This is a genomic window from Roseateles amylovorans, from assembly GCF_025398155.2.
Lineage (GTDB): Bacteria > Pseudomonadota > Gammaproteobacteria > Burkholderiales > Burkholderiaceae_C > Roseateles > Roseateles amylovorans.
The window spans coordinates 3,461,986-3,477,786 of sequence record NZ_CP104562.2; the positions used below are offsets into that span (position 1 = coordinate 3,461,986).

Annotated in this window: 11 protein-coding genes; 5 read left to right on the forward strand and 6 right to left on the reverse strand. The window is 66.5% G+C overall.

The genetic code is table 11. The annotated features are described in order from the left end of the window. Positions 1 to 46: 46 nt before the first annotated feature. The 3 genes from N4261_RS14335 to N4261_RS14345 form a co-directional block, all read right to left on the reverse strand. Positions 47 to 1,216 carry a YuxH family protein gene (locus N4261_RS14335; RefSeq protein ID WP_261755982.1) on the reverse strand — a complete coding sequence of 390 codons (1,170 nt, stop codon included), beginning with the start codon at positions 1,214 to 1,216 and terminating at the stop codon, positions 47 to 49. A 166-nt stretch (positions 1,217 to 1,382) separates the two neighbouring features. After that, positions 1,383 to 4,469, reverse strand: coding sequence for an Ig-like domain-containing protein (locus tag N4261_RS14340; RefSeq protein WP_261755983.1), 3,087 nt, complete (start codon positions 4,467 to 4,469; stop codon positions 1,383 to 1,385). Between the two features lie 787 nt (positions 4,470 to 5,256). Beyond that, positions 5,257 to 5,625, reverse strand: coding sequence for a four-helix bundle copper-binding protein (locus N4261_RS14345; RefSeq protein ID WP_261755984.1), 369 nt, complete (start codon positions 5,623 to 5,625; stop codon positions 5,257 to 5,259). A gap of 495 nt (positions 5,626 to 6,120) precedes the next feature. Between N4261_RS14345 and N4261_RS14350 the strand changes: the two genes are divergently transcribed. The 4 genes from N4261_RS14350 (at position 6,121) to N4261_RS14365 (ending at position 11,965) form a co-directional block, all read left to right on the forward strand. Beyond that, positions 6,121 to 7,431, forward strand: a complete 1,311-nt coding sequence (locus tag N4261_RS14350) for a TolC family protein (RefSeq protein WP_261755985.1) — start codon at positions 6,121 to 6,123, stop codon at positions 7,429 to 7,431. Positions 7,432 to 7,509: 78 nt separating this feature from the next. After that, a complete protein-coding gene (locus N4261_RS14355; RefSeq protein WP_261755986.1) occupies positions 7,510 to 10,029 on the forward strand; it encodes an ATP-binding cassette domain-containing protein in 2,520 nt (839 codons plus the stop codon). A 24-nt stretch (positions 10,030 to 10,053) separates the two neighbouring features. Then, entirely contained in the window at positions 10,054 to 11,214 is a 1,161-nt protein-coding gene (locus tag N4261_RS14360) for an HlyD family type I secretion periplasmic adaptor subunit (protein WP_261755987.1), read from the forward strand. An 82-nt stretch (positions 11,215 to 11,296) separates the two neighbouring features. Next, positions 11,297 to 11,965: a response regulator gene (locus N4261_RS14365; RefSeq protein WP_261755988.1), complete on the forward strand. Its 669-nt coding sequence runs from the start codon at positions 11,297 to 11,299 to the stop codon at positions 11,963 to 11,965. A 376-nt stretch (positions 11,966 to 12,341) separates the two neighbouring features. On the opposite strand, the gene N4261_RS14370 is transcribed toward N4261_RS14365, so the two are convergent. Then, a complete protein-coding gene (locus N4261_RS14370; RefSeq protein ID WP_261755989.1) occupies positions 12,342 to 13,421 on the reverse strand; it encodes an EAL and HDOD domain-containing protein in 1,080 nt (359 codons plus the stop codon). A gap of 452 nt (positions 13,422 to 13,873) precedes the next feature. Here N4261_RS14370 and N4261_RS14375 point away from each other — a divergent pair, with 452 nt between their 5' ends. Continuing rightward, positions 13,874 to 14,506, forward strand: a complete 633-nt coding sequence (locus tag N4261_RS14375; RefSeq protein WP_261760708.1) for a YiaD family glycine zipper/OmpA-like lipoprotein — start codon at positions 13,874 to 13,876, stop codon at positions 14,504 to 14,506. 186 nt (positions 14,507 to 14,692) lie between these two features. Here the strand turns inward: N4261_RS14375 and N4261_RS14380 are convergent, their stop codons facing one another. Both N4261_RS14380 and N4261_RS14385 read right to left on the reverse strand, forming a co-directional pair. After that, positions 14,693 to 14,908 (reverse strand): hypothetical protein, encoded by a 216-nt coding sequence (locus N4261_RS14380; protein WP_261755990.1) that lies wholly within the window; start codon positions 14,906 to 14,908, stop codon positions 14,693 to 14,695. A gap of 143 nt (positions 14,909 to 15,051) precedes the next feature. After that, positions 15,052 to 15,609, reverse strand: a complete 558-nt coding sequence (locus N4261_RS14385) for a hypothetical protein (protein ID WP_261755991.1) — start codon at positions 15,607 to 15,609, stop codon at positions 15,052 to 15,054. Positions 15,610 to 15,801: the final 192 nt, after the last annotated feature.

Sequence of the window (15,801 nt, forward strand, 5' to 3'; positions counted from 1 at the left end):
AGCGCGCCACCGAAGGCACGCCAGCGACCGAAGCGGATCAATCAGCTCAAGCAGCGAGCCGCTCGTCCAGGTACTTCCGGGATTTCCGATAGTGACGCGGGCTGCAAAGGCGACTCTGGAAGGCCCAGACGGCGCCCTCCAGCGCCGACTCGAGCTCATGAGGCGCGCGTCGCCGCAAGGCGCGTCGGTATTGCTCCACCTGCGTGCGCACCGAGGCCCGCCAGTCCCGGTCGCCCTCATGGCAGGCGCTCATGCCCAGGATGTGGAGCCACCCCGACAGCACCGGTTCCGACATGCTCGACAGGAGCGCTGCCAGCGTGCCCGGGGCCGACTGGCCCAGGGTCGCGCCCAGCCCCCAATGCAGCACCTGCAGCCGCAACACCAACGCCGGATCGGCAGAGACCGCCACCGCCACCGCCTCCGCCGACACCCGGCTGGACAGCAGACGCCGCACCCGTGTGAGCGTCTCCACCTCGCAACCCGGCAGTGCTGGCACCGAGCAACGGGTCTGCGCAGCCACAAAGGTACCCTGGAACAGCGTGACATCGAGCTCCCGCAGCCGCTGGTAGCCGGCCATCGACAACACACCCTTCCCGATGACCATCATCCCCTCCTCCGCCGCCCGGTCTGCCAACGCCGCGAGCTGGTTCGGCGGGATCGCGGTCAGGTCCAGTTCCAGATAATCGGCATAGGGTGCGAACAGCCAGCGCGACGTCTCCAGGTCACGCAGGCCGGCAACGCAGAACCGCACGCCGCGTGACCGCAGTTGGGCGATGCGCATCAGCACCGAGGTCTCGGCGCCGACCTGCGCCATCAACTGAATGACGCCCACCGACGGCGTCACCGCGTCCGCGAGCGGACTCATCAGCAGCGTCTCGCTCATCGGCACGAACAGCGGCGCTTCCGGGGCCAGCCCGGCCACGCCGGCATCCAGCAGGGCATGGGCCAATGCGGCCGCGATGTCTTCATCGCGGGGGCTGCCCGGCGCACGCGGCGCCTCGGCGCCCTGGGGCCACAGTTCATAGGCGAAGGTCCGCCCCTGGTCGTCGAGGATGGCCTGGCTGACGAAGCGAACCGAATCACCGTCGTCGGCCCTCGCGCCCTCGGTGGAAGCCGGCAGCGTCACGTTGACGGCGCCAGTCCGTCGGGCGCCGGCGTCACCGGCCCGGCTGGGGGGAACCGCCGATGCGAGCGGCAGGGTATCTGCGAAGGTCATGATGGGACTCCTGAAGTCGGTGCCACAAGAAGAGGCAGAACGAGGAAGAAAAAGAGACAAAAAATGGGACGAAAGAGGGACGAAAAAGGAAGAAAGAGGACAAAGAGCCGAGGCCCGAGCACGGCGTACAGGCTGCCCCTTGAGGTGACGCCAGGGGCAGCCGGGGTCAGATCACCGCAGGAACCGCCAACGTCGAGGTCAGCTCCCAGTGGATCGACGAGGTCGTCGGCCCGATCCGCCACGACACGTCGTCGATGTCTGCGTCGTTGTCGCCCGCAGAACCCAGCGCGACGGCCGCGCCGGGCTCGCGCAGCCGCGCGAGGCCATCGACCTGATCAAGCGAATCAAGCGGCGCCAGAGCGTTTGCCGACAGCTCATTGCTGAATGCCACATTGCCTGCTGCATCGGTGACCACCGCACGGAAGCGATAAGTCCCGGGCGGCAACGCGTCCATCGAGGCGGTCACAGGAAGCCAGACGTCGCTCCCCTCCTGCGACATCTGCCAGTTGACCGTCGCGCCAGCCTCTTGACCGGTCAGTTGCAAGGTCAGCGGATCGCCCTGGCTGAGGTGGCCTTCGCTGGAAGCTCCGGCGAACGAGGCGATGCCGGCCTCCGGCGGGGTGGCGTCGATCCGAACCATCACCGACCGGGTGAGGCTGACATTGCCGGCGACATCGGTCACGACGGCGCGGTACTGATAGTCGCCATCGGGCAGAGCGTCCTGGCTGAGAGGCGTGTCGTCCCAGGTGATGCCGCCATCCACGGAGCGCTGGTGCTGCACCTGTGCGCCGGCTTCCGCACCCGTGATCCCGAGCAGGAAGCTGTTGTCCTGGGTCACCCGGTCCAGCGCGAAGCCGGTGTCGTCAAAGCCGATCAGCGCCACCTGCCCGGAGGCCGGCGGCAGGCTGTCCACCGTCACGGCCACCGCGGGCGTGTAGTTCACATTGCCCGCCACATCCGTCAGGACACCCCGGAAGAGATAGTCCCCCGCCAAGAGCCCGATGTGCGTGTCGATGGTCCGCAGCCAGGTGGCGCCGCTGTCCAGGGACACCTGATAGCCCACCGTCGTGCCGCCGCCGCTGGGGGCACTGGGGACGGTGAAAAAGAAGTCGCCATCCTGGCTGTCCCGATCGCTGCTGCTGACGCCGGTGTCGGTGTAGAAGTTCATCAAGAGACGCAGCGAGGCGGTGTTGGGCGGCAGCGTGTCCACCACCACCTCGAGGGTCCGCGTGTAGCTGATGGTGCCCTGCGCATCGACCACCTTGGCGCGGAACTGCACGCGACCGTCCTGGAAGGTGCTGTCCGCCGTGGGCCCCAGATCCTGCCAACTGCCGCCGCCGTTCAAGGACATCTGCACCGTGGTCGTTGAGTCCTCGGGCTGACCGACAGGGATCACCTTGAAAGCGCGGTCACTGGTGCGCCGGTCCAGGGCACTCGCCCCGGTGTCGACGAAGTCCTCCAGGGTCAGGGTGCCAGCGCTCAGGGTGGCGGTATCGACCGTCACCGCGATGGTGTTGGAATGGGCGACATTGCCAGCGGGGTCGGTCGCGGTGGCGCGAAACAGGTAGCTGCCGTCCAGCACGCCACTCGTTGACAGGTCACAGGGCCGCCAGTTCACCCCATCGGTGGACACCTCGTACTGAAGCGTGGAGCCCCATGCCGTGCTGAGCGAGGTGAAGGTGAGGTTGGTGTCGTCCCCTTGATAGCCCCCCGCCGAGTCCCCGGTCCCTGAGTAATTGACCAGGTCCAAGGTCCCGTAGATCGGCGGCGGTGTCTTCTGGACGCGGAACGGGGTCCAGGCGGAAACGGTCTGATTGCCCGCGGCATCGGTGGCGACGGCGCGAAACAAATGGTCGCCTTCCGGCAGCCCGCTCACGCTCGGTCCCACTTCGTCCCGGGTGATGCCCCCGTCGGTGGAATGCTCATAGGCCACGGTGGCGCCGTCTTCCGACTTGACCGACAACGCCAGGTCGCCGGTACTGCCCACCGATCCGATCGCGTTCAACGGCTTGCCGCCCACACCGAGCACCCGCAAGGCGCCGAGCGCGGGAACCGTCGAATCCACGATCAGCACCGGCGTCTCGACGGTGGTGGTGTTGCCTGCGGCATCACTGACCACGGCCCGGAATTGATAGCGACCATCGGCCAGATTGCGCTGATCGGCCGACGTGGCCTGCCAAGTCTTTCCGTCGTCGAGCGAAACGTCGAATCGCACGGCGCTGCCAGCCTCCCGGTCCGCCATCGCCAACGAGAAGTCGGTGAGGTGGGTGGTGCCGCTGAGGCTGCCACCGGCCTCGCCGGCGTCCAGCGTCAGGGCGCCTGCTGCGGGCGGGGTCGCGTCCAGGGTGATCACCACCGGCGCGGTGCGGGTCTGGTTGCCGGCGGCATCGGTGGCGACTGCACGGAAGAGATAGTGCCCATCCGGCAGGCCGTTGATGCCAGCGGACGTGGGCGTCCATTGAAGGCCGCCGTCATTGGAGAACTCGAAGCTCAGCCCGGAGCGGCCGTCATGGCGGCTGACGGTCAACTGAAACTGCTTGTCCGAGGTGATTTTGTCCAGCGCACTGAGGCCGGTGTCGTCGAACTCGGTCACCCTCAGGATGCCAAGGGTGGGCCGAGTGATGTCCTCATAACCGAACTCGGCCGAGCTGCTGAGATCACCGACCTGCGCCACCACCGTCACCATCCCGCTGCCCTGCGGTGTGGGCGCGATGACGGTCCAATGGCCCTTTTCGTCGGCGACGGCGCTGGTGCGGCTCCCGTCAGGCCATGTCACCTCGAGCACCGCGCCCGGCTCCGCGCTGCCGGTAGCCACAGGCCGGTCGGTGCCTGCGGTGTCGCGGATCGCGTCCACCTTCGGCGGGGCCAAGGGCGTCACGCCAGGCGGCAGCGGTTCCTCGACCCCGGGTCTTGGTGCTTCAGGCCGGTTCTCACCGGCGCCGCCGGATCCTTCAGGCGCATTGTCAGAGGCGCCGCCGGAGGTCTCAGCCGGCGGCTTGGGGACCGGGGCGCTGGGGCTGCCGTCGTCAGCAAGTGCCATCACCAGGGTGGCGCCCAGGCCGGCGCTGAGCCAGAACGGCAGAAGCGCGTGGCTGTCCCCGGAGTCCGAGGCGTCCGTCCCTGTGGTGCGCGCGTTGTGGGCATGGCTGGGGGCGCCGCTCGATTCCTGCAAGGCGGCGGCAATATCGTCGGTCGTCGCGGTCGGATCGCCGGAGGCTGATGACCGCGTCGAATCGACCACGGACGTGTCCATGACGTTGTCCGCACGGCCTTCGCCTTCTGGTGCATGTTCGGGCGCATCTGCGAGCGCGCCATCGGCTTGATCGTCTTCCCAGACGTTTCGCCGCCGCCGCGCCGAACTGCGCGAGGAAAACTGCGGTCCCGCGGCAGCTTCCAGTCCAAAGAATCGTGGCGTGCCTGCGGCGACACCGGCTTCAGCATGCGCTGCAACCTGCGGCAGGCGTTCATGTGCGGCGCTGCCCCTGACGCTGCGGTAGACGGGATCCGAAGCAGCGGATCGCGTGCCGTCGGCCTCGGGAGCGAAACGGCGGGGTTGGGGCTTGGTCATCTGGCTCTTCCATCGCGGTGGGGTCGGCGTGAGCCCCGGCAAGGGCTCAAGCGGCTGGAGAGATCCCTGGAGACGGGGTCGGCCCGCACGGCGCTCGCTTCGATTCAGCGTGGACCGGACAGGTCCGGAGCCGCTCAATACGAAAGACAAGATGTTCTGTTTTTTATATTCTTTGAGGCGACGGCACGAGATATTCGACGCCAGCGCTTGGCCACCTCCGCAGCCAAAGTGGCCTGCAGGATATTGACCTTGGTCAAAAAATCCAGAAAATGCCTCAGTTCATCAGAGGCCGGCGGTTCGATTCACAGATTCAGGGATCGCTTCCGCCAAATTCTAGGGAGCCACCCACTTCATTCCGGATAGCAAATATTTGCTATTAATCCAAAAACAATAACAGTGGAATGTGGGTGACTAGTTAATGTTTGTAGGTTCGCCCCACCGGGAACGCCTCACGGCGTGCCCGGCGGCCCGTTCAATGAGCAGGACGCAGCGAGTGACGTTCGCCGGCGTGCACCGCGCACGCCTCGGCGCAGGCGCGGCAGGCCTGGGCGCAACGCTTGCAATGTGCATGGGGATGACGCTCGCATTCATCGGCGCAGACCGTGCACAGATGGGCGCTCAACGCGCAGAAATCACCGTGATGGTCGGACGCACGAGTCAGCGCGCCCAGGGTCGCTTGGCAGATGTCGGCGCAATCCAGGGCCAGCAGCGTGCAGGACTCCAGGGAGCGATCACCGGAACGGATGCAGGCATTCGCGCAGGCCAGTGCCGCTTGCAGCGCTTGCGAACAAGCGGCGGCGCAGTCCGCCAAGGCTTCTGAAGATTCAACAGGGGCATTCATCGGGGGTCCTTCTGGGGGTCGTTGACACACGACAGCGGCAACCCTCGTGCCGCCACCCGCAGGCCCATTCCGGCAGGACTTCCCCGCGCCCGCCGGTCAACTGATCCCCTCACATCGTGCCCGGTGCCCGGTGCCCCCCGGTGCCATGTGCACGGCGGTCGGTGCTGGCCCGCCTGGCAACCCGCCGTCGGGAGGACCAGGTGCGAGATGAAATCCCAGTAGTTAGCAAATCATTGCTAGTTAAACCACACAAATCAATCACATGAGCTGGTCTGCATTAAATCACTAGCAAATAAGTGCTCTTGTGGGGCTGATGAGGACGCATGGAAACTGCATTCCGACGCGCAACAACCCATCGAGCTTCTGATGAAAACAACTGCAAACTCAGAAATTACTGGCATTTCCACCCCCGCACCGGCCGCCATTATCGGCACGCTCGCGGCGATTCTGGTGGGATTCTCTGTGAGCACCGTTGTCCAGGCAGAAATCGCTTCGATGCCCGCGTCCGACGCCGCCGCATCGATCCGCGCCCCCCAGACCCAGGACGCCAGCGCCACGACCGCCGCCGACGCTCCCTCAATGGCGGTTGTCGCCCCCCTGGGCGTTCCCGAACCCTCCACTGCGCACGCCAGCGCGGCCGCCCTCCCGGTTTGGGGCCAGGCGATGAGCGAGTTCCTGATGACGGCACTGGCGGAGGATCCCTCCATCGAGCGCGCCCGTGCCGACATCGCTGCTGCCGAAAGCAACGTGTCCGCCGCCAAATGGCAGTTCGGCCCGACCCCCAGCTTCAGCCGTGAACCGGCGGGGATGGGTTACTCATCCGGCGCCTATGTGAATGTGTTGCGGGTCACCCAGCCGCTCTACACCGGCGGCGCACTGACCGCCGGCCTGAGCGCGGCCAAGACCAGTCTGCGCAGCAGCCATCAGGAGCTGTTGGCGGCGCAACTGCAATTGAAGCAGCGCATCGTCGCCACCTGGGCGGAATGGGCCAAGGCCCGCGGCCGGGTCGACAACCTCCAGCTCCTGGAAACCAGCCATCAGCAACTGCTCGACATGATCGAGCGCCGTACCCGCGCCGGCGTCTCGACCGCCTCGGATGCCGCGCTCGCCACCTCGCGGCTCAGCGCGGTCAGGGCCGAACTCGCACAAGCCCGGCTGGACGAAACCCTGCAGCGCGAGCAACTCCAGCGCCTGGCCCGACGTCCGGTGACCGACACGCTGCTGCAGGCCCTGGCCGGAGACCTGCCCGCCGCGCCGGCGCTCAACGAAGTGCTGCAAGGCATCCAGAACGCTCCGGAAATGATGATGGCCCGCGCCGGCGTCGACATCGCCCAAGATGAACTGACCCGCGCCAAGGCCGGCCTGAAGCCGACGGTCAGCCTGCGCTACGACCACCAGAGCGGTGCCCGCAGCGACCAGCGCATCGGGGTGGTCGTCCAGGCGAGCATGAATGGCGGCTTCGCCAGCATTGCGGCACTGGGCGGGTCCCGGGCACGCATCCAGGCGGCGCAGGCCGCGGTGGCGGCCACCGAGCAGGACCTGTTCAACCGCTACCAACTGGACTTCACCCGCTATCAGGCCGCCACCGCCTCCGCCAGCAATGCGGTCGCCACCTCGGCGGCCAGCGATGACGTGCTGCGCTCCTACCGCCGCCAGTTCGACGCCGGCCGACGCGCCTGGCTGGACCTGCTGAACATGGTGCGCGAGGCCCACGCCGCGCGGCAGTCCGAGCGGGAAGCGCGCATCGACCAGCGTGCCGGCCTCTTTCGGTTGCGCCTGCTGATCGACCAGAACGGCGGCACCTGATTCGCCGGCCACCCATTCCTCTTCCTTCCATCCCCCGACTTCGTCAGCCAGGCGCTACCGCGCGAAAGGGCTCTCACCATGAACTGGATCAAGACCACACCGCCGCCCTTTGGCGGCAACGCCGGCAAACCCATGCCCGCAACGCCGGCGGCGACCCATTCGTCGCTTCCGCCCGAGACCGCGGCAACCTCTGAAGCCTCGGCCAAGGCCGCCGCGCCGGCGGCGCCGGACGACCTGAAGACGGTCCGTACCCCAAACGCCGCGGACGGCCGCCCGTCCTCGGACGTCGTCGAAGCGCACGAATCCGCGCACGAATCCGCGCCGAAATCCGCGCCGAAATTTGCGACTGAGGCAGCCAGCGGCGCGAATGAGGGCGGCCATGCCGCCCACAGCGCAGCGCACATGCAGGAGCGGGCCCAGTTGGCCAAGACCTTCGTCCAGTGGATGCGACTGAAGGGGCAACCCGTGCCGAGTGCACAGGCCAAGCAACACCTGGCGGCCATGACCGTGGCGCCCAGCGCACGGTCGCATGACGCGCTGCGCTCCGCGCACTCGCTCGGCGAGGCCGTCTGCAGCACAGCCCGCTTTGTGACCCTCAAACAGCCTCAACTCGCAGCCCTGCCGCTCCTGTGCCCGCACCCGGACCTCGGCTGGCTGATCGTGACCGGCCGGGACGCCCGCCAGCTGTGGCGCTGCGTCGATGCGGACGGCGTACGGCACGAGTTGGTCCTGGATGGCGTCGCCTGTCTGCACCTGGTGGCCGAGACCCGTGCCAACGCCGTCGAGCAGCCGACCGCCCGCGGCATGATGCTGCGTGAGATCCGTCGCAACTGGCCGGTCTTTGGCGAAGCGGCCGGTCTGTCGCTGGTGCTGGCGGCGATCGGCATTTCCATCTCGTTTTATTCGATGCAGGTCTATGACCGCGTCATCCCCAGCCAGGGCCATGACACCCTGTGGGTGCTGACGATGGGCGTGGGTTTGGCCATCCTGATCGAGTGGCTGCTCAAGCTGGCCCGTGCAACCTTGCTGGAGCCGCGCCTCAAGCAACTGGATGTCTCCATCTCGCAGGCCCTGCTGGCGCGCCTGAACAGCGTGCGCATGGACCAGCGCCCCGGCTCGGTCGGCACGCTGGCCTCGCAGATGCAGAGCTTCGAATCGATCCGGAGCATTCTGTCCACCTCCACGTTGTTCCTGCTGTTCGACATGCCGATGGCGATCCTCTTCGCCCTGGTGATCGGGATGATCGGCGGCTTCTGGATGGCCGCCCCGGCGGTGTTGCTGTTTGGTTTGACCTTGCTGGCCGGCGTGCTGCGCATGCGCAAGATCTCGCGCATCAGCGCCACCCACCTGACCGGCGCGAATGCGAAGACCGGCCTGCTGGTGGAAACCATCGAAGGTGCGGAAAGCATCAAGGGTCTGGGGGCGCAATGGCGCTTCGAAGCCCGGTGGGCCGCACTGTCGGAATCGAATGCCGACCAGAGCCTGGCCCTCAAACATGAGACCGACGCCACCAGCTATCTGGCCGCCGGCCTGCAGCAGGCCAGCTACATCTCGCTGATCTGCATCGGTGCGGTCCTGGCCATCGGTGGGGATCTCACCCAGGGCGCGATCATTGCCTGTTCGATCCTGTCGGGTCGTGTGCTGTCGCCGCTGGCATCGATCCCCGGACTGCTGGTGCAGTTGGGCAACGCCAAGGCGTCCATGAAGTCGCTGGACGCCATCTTCCGGCTGGAGACCGACAACCACGACGTGGAACGGCCGCTGGTGCCCGAAGCCATCCGCGGCGACATCCTGTTCGACGATGTGGAATTCGCCTACCCCGGCTCCAAGCAATCGATGCGGGTGGGCCGGCTGCAGATCCGCGCCGGCGAGAAGGTGGCCATCATCGGCGGCATCGGCGCGGGCAAGTCCACGCTGCTGTCGATGGCCTGTGGCCAGAGCAAACCCACCAAGGGCACCGTCTACCTGGACGGTGTCGACCAGCAGCAGATCCATGCCGGCTGGCGATCGGCCCAGATCGCCTACTGCCCGCAGAACGCCTGGCTGTTTGCCGGCACGCTGCGGGAGAACCTGGCGTTCGGCCTCACCGACGTGAGCGATGAGCAACTGATCATCGCCTGCCAACGCACCGGCCTGTGGCCCATGGTGTCAGCCCATCCGATGGGCCTGGACCGCAAGCTGACCGAAGGCGGTCGCGGCCTGTCCGGCGGGCAGCGCCAACTGGTCGCCCTGACCCGGTTGGTGCTGGCCGAGCGTTCGGTCTGGCTGCTTGATGAGCCGACCTCCGGCATGGACGACGGCCTGGAACACGCCACCGTGCAACTGCTGAAGCAACAACTGGCGCCGACCTCCACCCTGCTGCTGGTGACCCATCGCCTGTCGATGCTGCGCATGGTCGACCGCGTGATCGTGCTGTCGCCGCAGGGGGTGATGCTGGACGGCCCGCGCGATCAGGTGCTGGCCCAGCTCCAGGGGCGCCCCGCCGCAGCGCCTGGAGCCGCCGTATCCGCCATCAAGGCCCCCGCCGGCACCGGCGCGACGACGGCCGCTGCCACGGCCTCCAACACCGCCATCAAGGCCCCGCCCGCCGCGGCCTGAGTCCAACCATCCAGGGGAATCAACATGAAAAAGACACCCAACATCGCCGGTGGTCAACGCCACGGCTTGCGGATCACCGTCATCGCCCTGGTGGCCGCGCTCTCCGCCGGCGCCTACTGGGCTTCCAAAGCCGAGATCGAAGAGGTGACTCGCACAACCGGCAAGGTCATGGCATCCTCACGGACGCAGGTCATCCAGGCGCCAGATGGAGGTGTGGTGGAGAAGGTGTTCGTTCACGAGGGCGATGCGGTCAAGAAGGGCGACCTGCTCGTGCAATTGGACGACACCAAGGCGCGCGCAGCCCTGGCCGATTCCTCGGAAAAGGCGGCGGCACTGCAGGCGGCCCGGGCACGCCTGCGGGCAGAAACCCTGGGCGTCGCCTACCGCGACGACAGCGGAAGCACCTTCAGCGCCGTGCAGCGACGGCTGCATGAACGCCGCCAGACGGCGATCAATGAAGACATTGCCGTGCTGGAGAAGTCAGCCCGGCTGGCGGCGGACGAGGTCGCGCTCAACGAGCCGCTGTTCAAGAGCGGCGACATCAGCGCCGCCGAGTTCTTGCGCCTGCAGCGCGCCGCCAACGAGGCCGCCGGCCAGGTCACGACCCGCCGCAACCGATTCCTGCAAGATGCGCAGACCGAAATGGCCAAGGCCGAAGAAGATCTGGCCAGCATCCAGCAAGCACTCAACGACCGCCGCGGCATGCTGGATCACACTCAGCTGCGGGCGCCGGTGGACGGTGTGGTGAACCTCATCACCCTGACCACGGTCGGCGCGGTGCTGCGCCCGGGCGACGAAATCATGCAGCTGCTGCCCACCGGCGAGGATCTGCTGATCGAAAGCCGCCTTCGCGCCGCCGACATCGGCTTCGTGCGGCCCGGCATGCCGGTCAACGTCAAGCTGGATGCCTTCGACTACAGCATCTACGGGACCATGCAGGGCGAGGTCATCTATGTGAGCTCCGACGCCCTGACCGAGCGCACCCCGCAAGGCGGCGAGCAAGCGTACTACCGCACCCGAATCCGAATCACCGCCAATCGATTCAAGGGCGAGCTCTCCCACACCATCCAGATCCAACCCGGCATGACCGCCACCGCAGAAATCATCACCGGCCGCCACACGGTGCTGGACTACCTGCTCAAGCCGGTCAAGAAAACGCTGTCCCAATCCATGGGCGAACGATGAGCCCCCGGCCCATCGTTCACCTGGTCATCAGTCAACCCGTCATCAGTCCTCAAGACAACCTCAACCTTCAGGGAACGAGAACATGAGCATCACCGTCACCATCATTGAAGACGATCCAGTTGTCCTGCAACGGATCATTGACATCGTCTCCGGCAGCAGCGCCTGCCAGATCGTCGGCATCGGTCGCAACCGCGGTGAATCGGTTTCCGCGATTCTGGCCAACCGCGCCGACGTCTACCTGGTCGACCTGGGTCTGCCCGACGTCGACGGCGTGGACCTGATCAAGCTGATCAAGGAGAAATGCCCCGATGCCCACAGCATCGTGGTCAGCACCTTTGGCGACACCAAGCACGTCATGCGCAGCCTGCGTGCTGGCGCCTCGGGCTATCTGCTGAAGGAAGAGATCCAGCCCTCGCTGATCGACAAGATCATCGCCACCCACAACGGCCATGCGCCGCTGAGCCCGGCGGTCTCGCGCCTGGTGCTGGACAAGCTGGAGAGCCTGGAAACCGGCGTTCGGCCGAAGGTCGACAAGGAACAGAAGCTCAAGGAGCTGGGGCTGGGTCAGCGCGAATGGAGCGTGCTGAACCTGCTGATCGAAGGTCATCCGATCGTGGACATCGGCAGCCGCCTGTCCATCTCCCGCTTCACGGTGAACCAGCATCTGCGATCGATCTATCGCAAGCTCAATGTCAATTCGCGGGCCATGGCCACCAGCGTCGCGCGGATCCATGGGCTCATTGACGATTGATCTTCCATTCAAGCTGCCAACCGCCGTGGATGCATCAGCACCTCGGCGGTTTTTTTGCGCCTGCCCGCTGGGCCGTAGGTCACGGTCGGCGGATGGGCCAACGACAAACGATGTCCGGCATCCACGGCTGAGCCCCAAGCCGCCTCATTTGCCGGGATCGAAGAGAGAGACGCCTTGGGTGCCTTAACCGATGCCTGGCATCGACGGCTGAGCCTCTGACTCTTCATCGGCTGGGGCCGGAGCCAGGATCGAAAACAGAAACGCCGTGGATGCCTCAGCACCACGGCGTTTTTTTGGGCAGATCGACTGCGGGGCGATCCAGAAGTTCCGAGCGCCATGCCAGCGCAAGCACGCTGGGCTGGGGCTCGACGTCGCTTCAGGCCGCCGCCGCCCGAGGCATGCGCGCCTGCATGTGGATGTTGATCAGCATCACATAGTGATCGAACAGCTCTCTGGAAAACTCCTCGGACGCCGGATTCATCGGCAGCTGCAGCAGATGGGCCCGGTAAGCGATCAGCGCGCGCCGCACCAGCAGGCTGCGCTGCCGGCCGCGGCCATGGACCGCCGCGACATTCATCATCGCCAACCACGCCAGCAGCACCGGCCGAGGAATGGACGCCACCAGATCCACCAAGGTCTCCGACCGCGCGACCTGCGACGGTGCGTACACCGCCTGCAGTCGAAGCAGGCGCGCCATCAGCGCCGGATCGCTGCAGATCAGCAAGGCCAGCGCCTGGTCGGACACCTCGGCCTGCGTCATCAGGTAAGTCTTGCCAAGGATCACCGCATCGCAACCGGGCAGCGCCGGCGGCGTGTGGATCTGAGGCGCCTGCACGGCATAGCCCTGGAACAGATCGACGCCCAGGCTGCGCACCCGCTGCAGCTGGTCCTCGCTCTCCACCTTCTCGCCGATGACACGCAGGCCCATGGCATGCGACATGGAGACCAGCGCCTGCAGGGTCCGGTCGCTGACCCGCAGCAGATCCACCTTGACGAATTCGGCCTCCTCCGCGAGGCTCCACCGCGGATCGTCCAGGGTTTCAATGTCGTCCAGCGCGAAACGATAGCCCCGTTGGCGCAGGGCCTGAATCCGTCGACGGACCGCGGGCGTGACCCGCATCGTTTCCAGCAATTCGATGACACCAATGCGGGGGTCCACCGCTTCAGCCATCGGACTGAGCAGGGAGCGCTCATCCATGTTGACAAACAGAGGCCCGATCGGCTGGCCGTCGACGTTGCCAGCGGTGAGCAGTTCACCATCCAGCAGGGCATTGCACAGGGCCACGCTGGTGGCATAGCCGCCCAGGTGCGGGCTGACGCCCCCGTCACGGCTGTTCCAGCGAAACAGCAGTTCCGAGCCGAAGCGACGCCCCCGACCGTCCACGATCGGCTGCAGCGCGTAACGCACATTCACCGAGGTGTGCTCATCGGCCAGGTGACCGGGAGCGGCAGTCACCGGACGATCATCGGCGGCGGACAGTGGTGAGGGAAAGTGACTGCGGCCCTGGAACGGCGGGGGACACACCTCGCGCCACTCGGGCATGGCATCCGGATTGCCAGAGGGGGTCACTGACCGGCTGATAGAGGGATATTCGTTGCGCATGACAGTCGCTCCGCAGTGCTGATGGATTGCGGTCATGCTAGGAACGGGACGCTTCTCGGCGAATAGCCCAACTCTGCCAACTGCCTATACAGACCAGCAAACTTTTGCAGGTTCCTTCCCGCCGCCATTGGACGACGCACCAGGTGCCCCCGGTGGATACTCATGACTCTCTCCAACAACTCAGAGGAGCCCTCCAGATGCTTCGCACCACCCTCCACGTTTCGATCGACGCCCACCCTCAGGCCGCCCCTCAAGTTGCCGCGCCAACCGTCCGCCGCGCCGGCCTGCGCCGCCTGTCGCTGGTGATGGCGGCGGTCACGACGGTGGCCGCCCTGGCCGGTTGCGCCAACATGGATGAGCGTCAGCGTGGCACCGCCGGCGGTGCGGCGATCGGTGCCGTCGCGGGTGCGGTGCTCAGCTCCGCCACCGGCGGCAAGGCCGGCACCGGCGCGATCGTGGGCGGCGCGCTCGGCGCGGTGGCCGGCAATGTCTGGTCACGCCACATGGAAGACAAGCGCCGCGCCATGGAACAGGCGACCCAAGGCACCGGCGTGGAAGTCACCCGCACCGCCGACAACCAACTCAAGCTGGAAGTGCCGAGCGACATTTCCTTCGCCACCAACAGCGCCGTGGTGGAACCGCGCCTGCGTCCGGTGCTGGACGGCTTCGCCAACGGTCTGAACAGCGGACCAACCACCGTCGTTCGCGTCATCGGCCACACCGACAACACCGGCTCGGACGCCATCAACGATCCCCTGTCGCTGCGTCGCGCAGAAAGTGTGCGCAACTACCTGGTGGATCGCGGCGTTCGAGGCGACCGGGTGGAAGTGGCGGGTCGAGGCTCCCGCGAGCCCCTGGTGTCGAACGACACGGCCGAAAGCCGGTCCAAGAACCGCCGCGTCGAGATCTTCCTGCGCGAGCCACAACAAGGCGGTTGAGGCGGGAACGGCCGGCGCATCGAGCCCGCGCCAGGCGGGTCGATGCGCCTGGCTTGATGCCCCGATCAAGCGAGGACCGCACAAAGGCCGAGCGCCAGGCATGACCCTGGCGCTCGGCTTTTTCATGGCACGGTGACCGCTCGGTCCGCGGCGACTCGGCTGCGCGGCCGATCGCCTCATGCCAGCTCAATCAGCGACGCCAGGCACCGGCTTCACCGGCTCCGGACCCAACTGCGGACCGGAGCGATGCAGCGCACCGCCCTCGCCTTCCCAGGTCGTCACCTCGTGCGGCTTGGCGCTCACCGACTTCAGCCGCTTCTCATGGCTGCGGGCCTGCCATTGCCAGAGTGCATAGCCGGCCAGACTGGACAGGGCCAACGGAAGAATTCGTTTCAACAGCATGACTGCTCTCCTTCAGATGATGGGCGCCATTGGCGCCCAGGATGATTCGACGGACCAGACGGGCAAGCCTTGAGCCTGAGCCCACATCACCTGCCCCTTCAGTCTCAACGCTTGGCAGAACGAGACCGATGGGATGAAGTCGATCAGCGACCCGGCGCGCTGCCCTTCGGTTGCGGCGGCAGCGGCGGCGGCGATTTCGGGCGGGGTGCACTGGCGCCGACCCACGGTGTGCTCGCAGCACTCGCCGGGGGCACCGGGGCGCCAGCGGCGGTCGGGTTCTCCTCGACCATGCGATCGATGCGCTTGAGGATCGCGCCGTCTTCGACACTGCCGTCGCGCAGGCCCTGGCCCATCACCATCGACCGGCAATCGTCCCGATCGGCCTCGGGCACGCGCTGGCAGCGCAGCACTGCGTTGTTGGCCAGTTCCTCGGTGCTGGCGGACTTCAAGGTGCCCCGGCGCGATTCCTCGCGCGCGGCACCCGCCTCCTTCAGGCAGGTCTTGACGTCCTGACCGCCTTTGCCCGCGAGGCAATCGGCCCGCTCCTGCTGGTAGCTGGGCGTCGTGGCGGCGGTGGTCGGTGCCTTGGGCTTGGCGTCGCCCTCAGCGGCAAACACCGGCGCGGCAATCATCATCACCGCGGACAACACGGCGCCCGCAGTGACCAACGCGGTCGTGGAAGTGTGGGTGAGCAGCTTCATGTCGGCTCCTTCTGTCGTTTGGAGGTCAGTTCGGGGTCGGTTCGGGCGTTTGTCCTTACCGCTGTCGAATCCGGCCCCTGCGGGCTGAGATCGGTGTCGGACATCCCCAAGTGCCAGGTGCCAGGTGCCAGGTGCCATCTGCCAGTTGCCAGATTCAGGTGGAAGGTTGGAAGTCAGGCCAGCGGTGCCAGG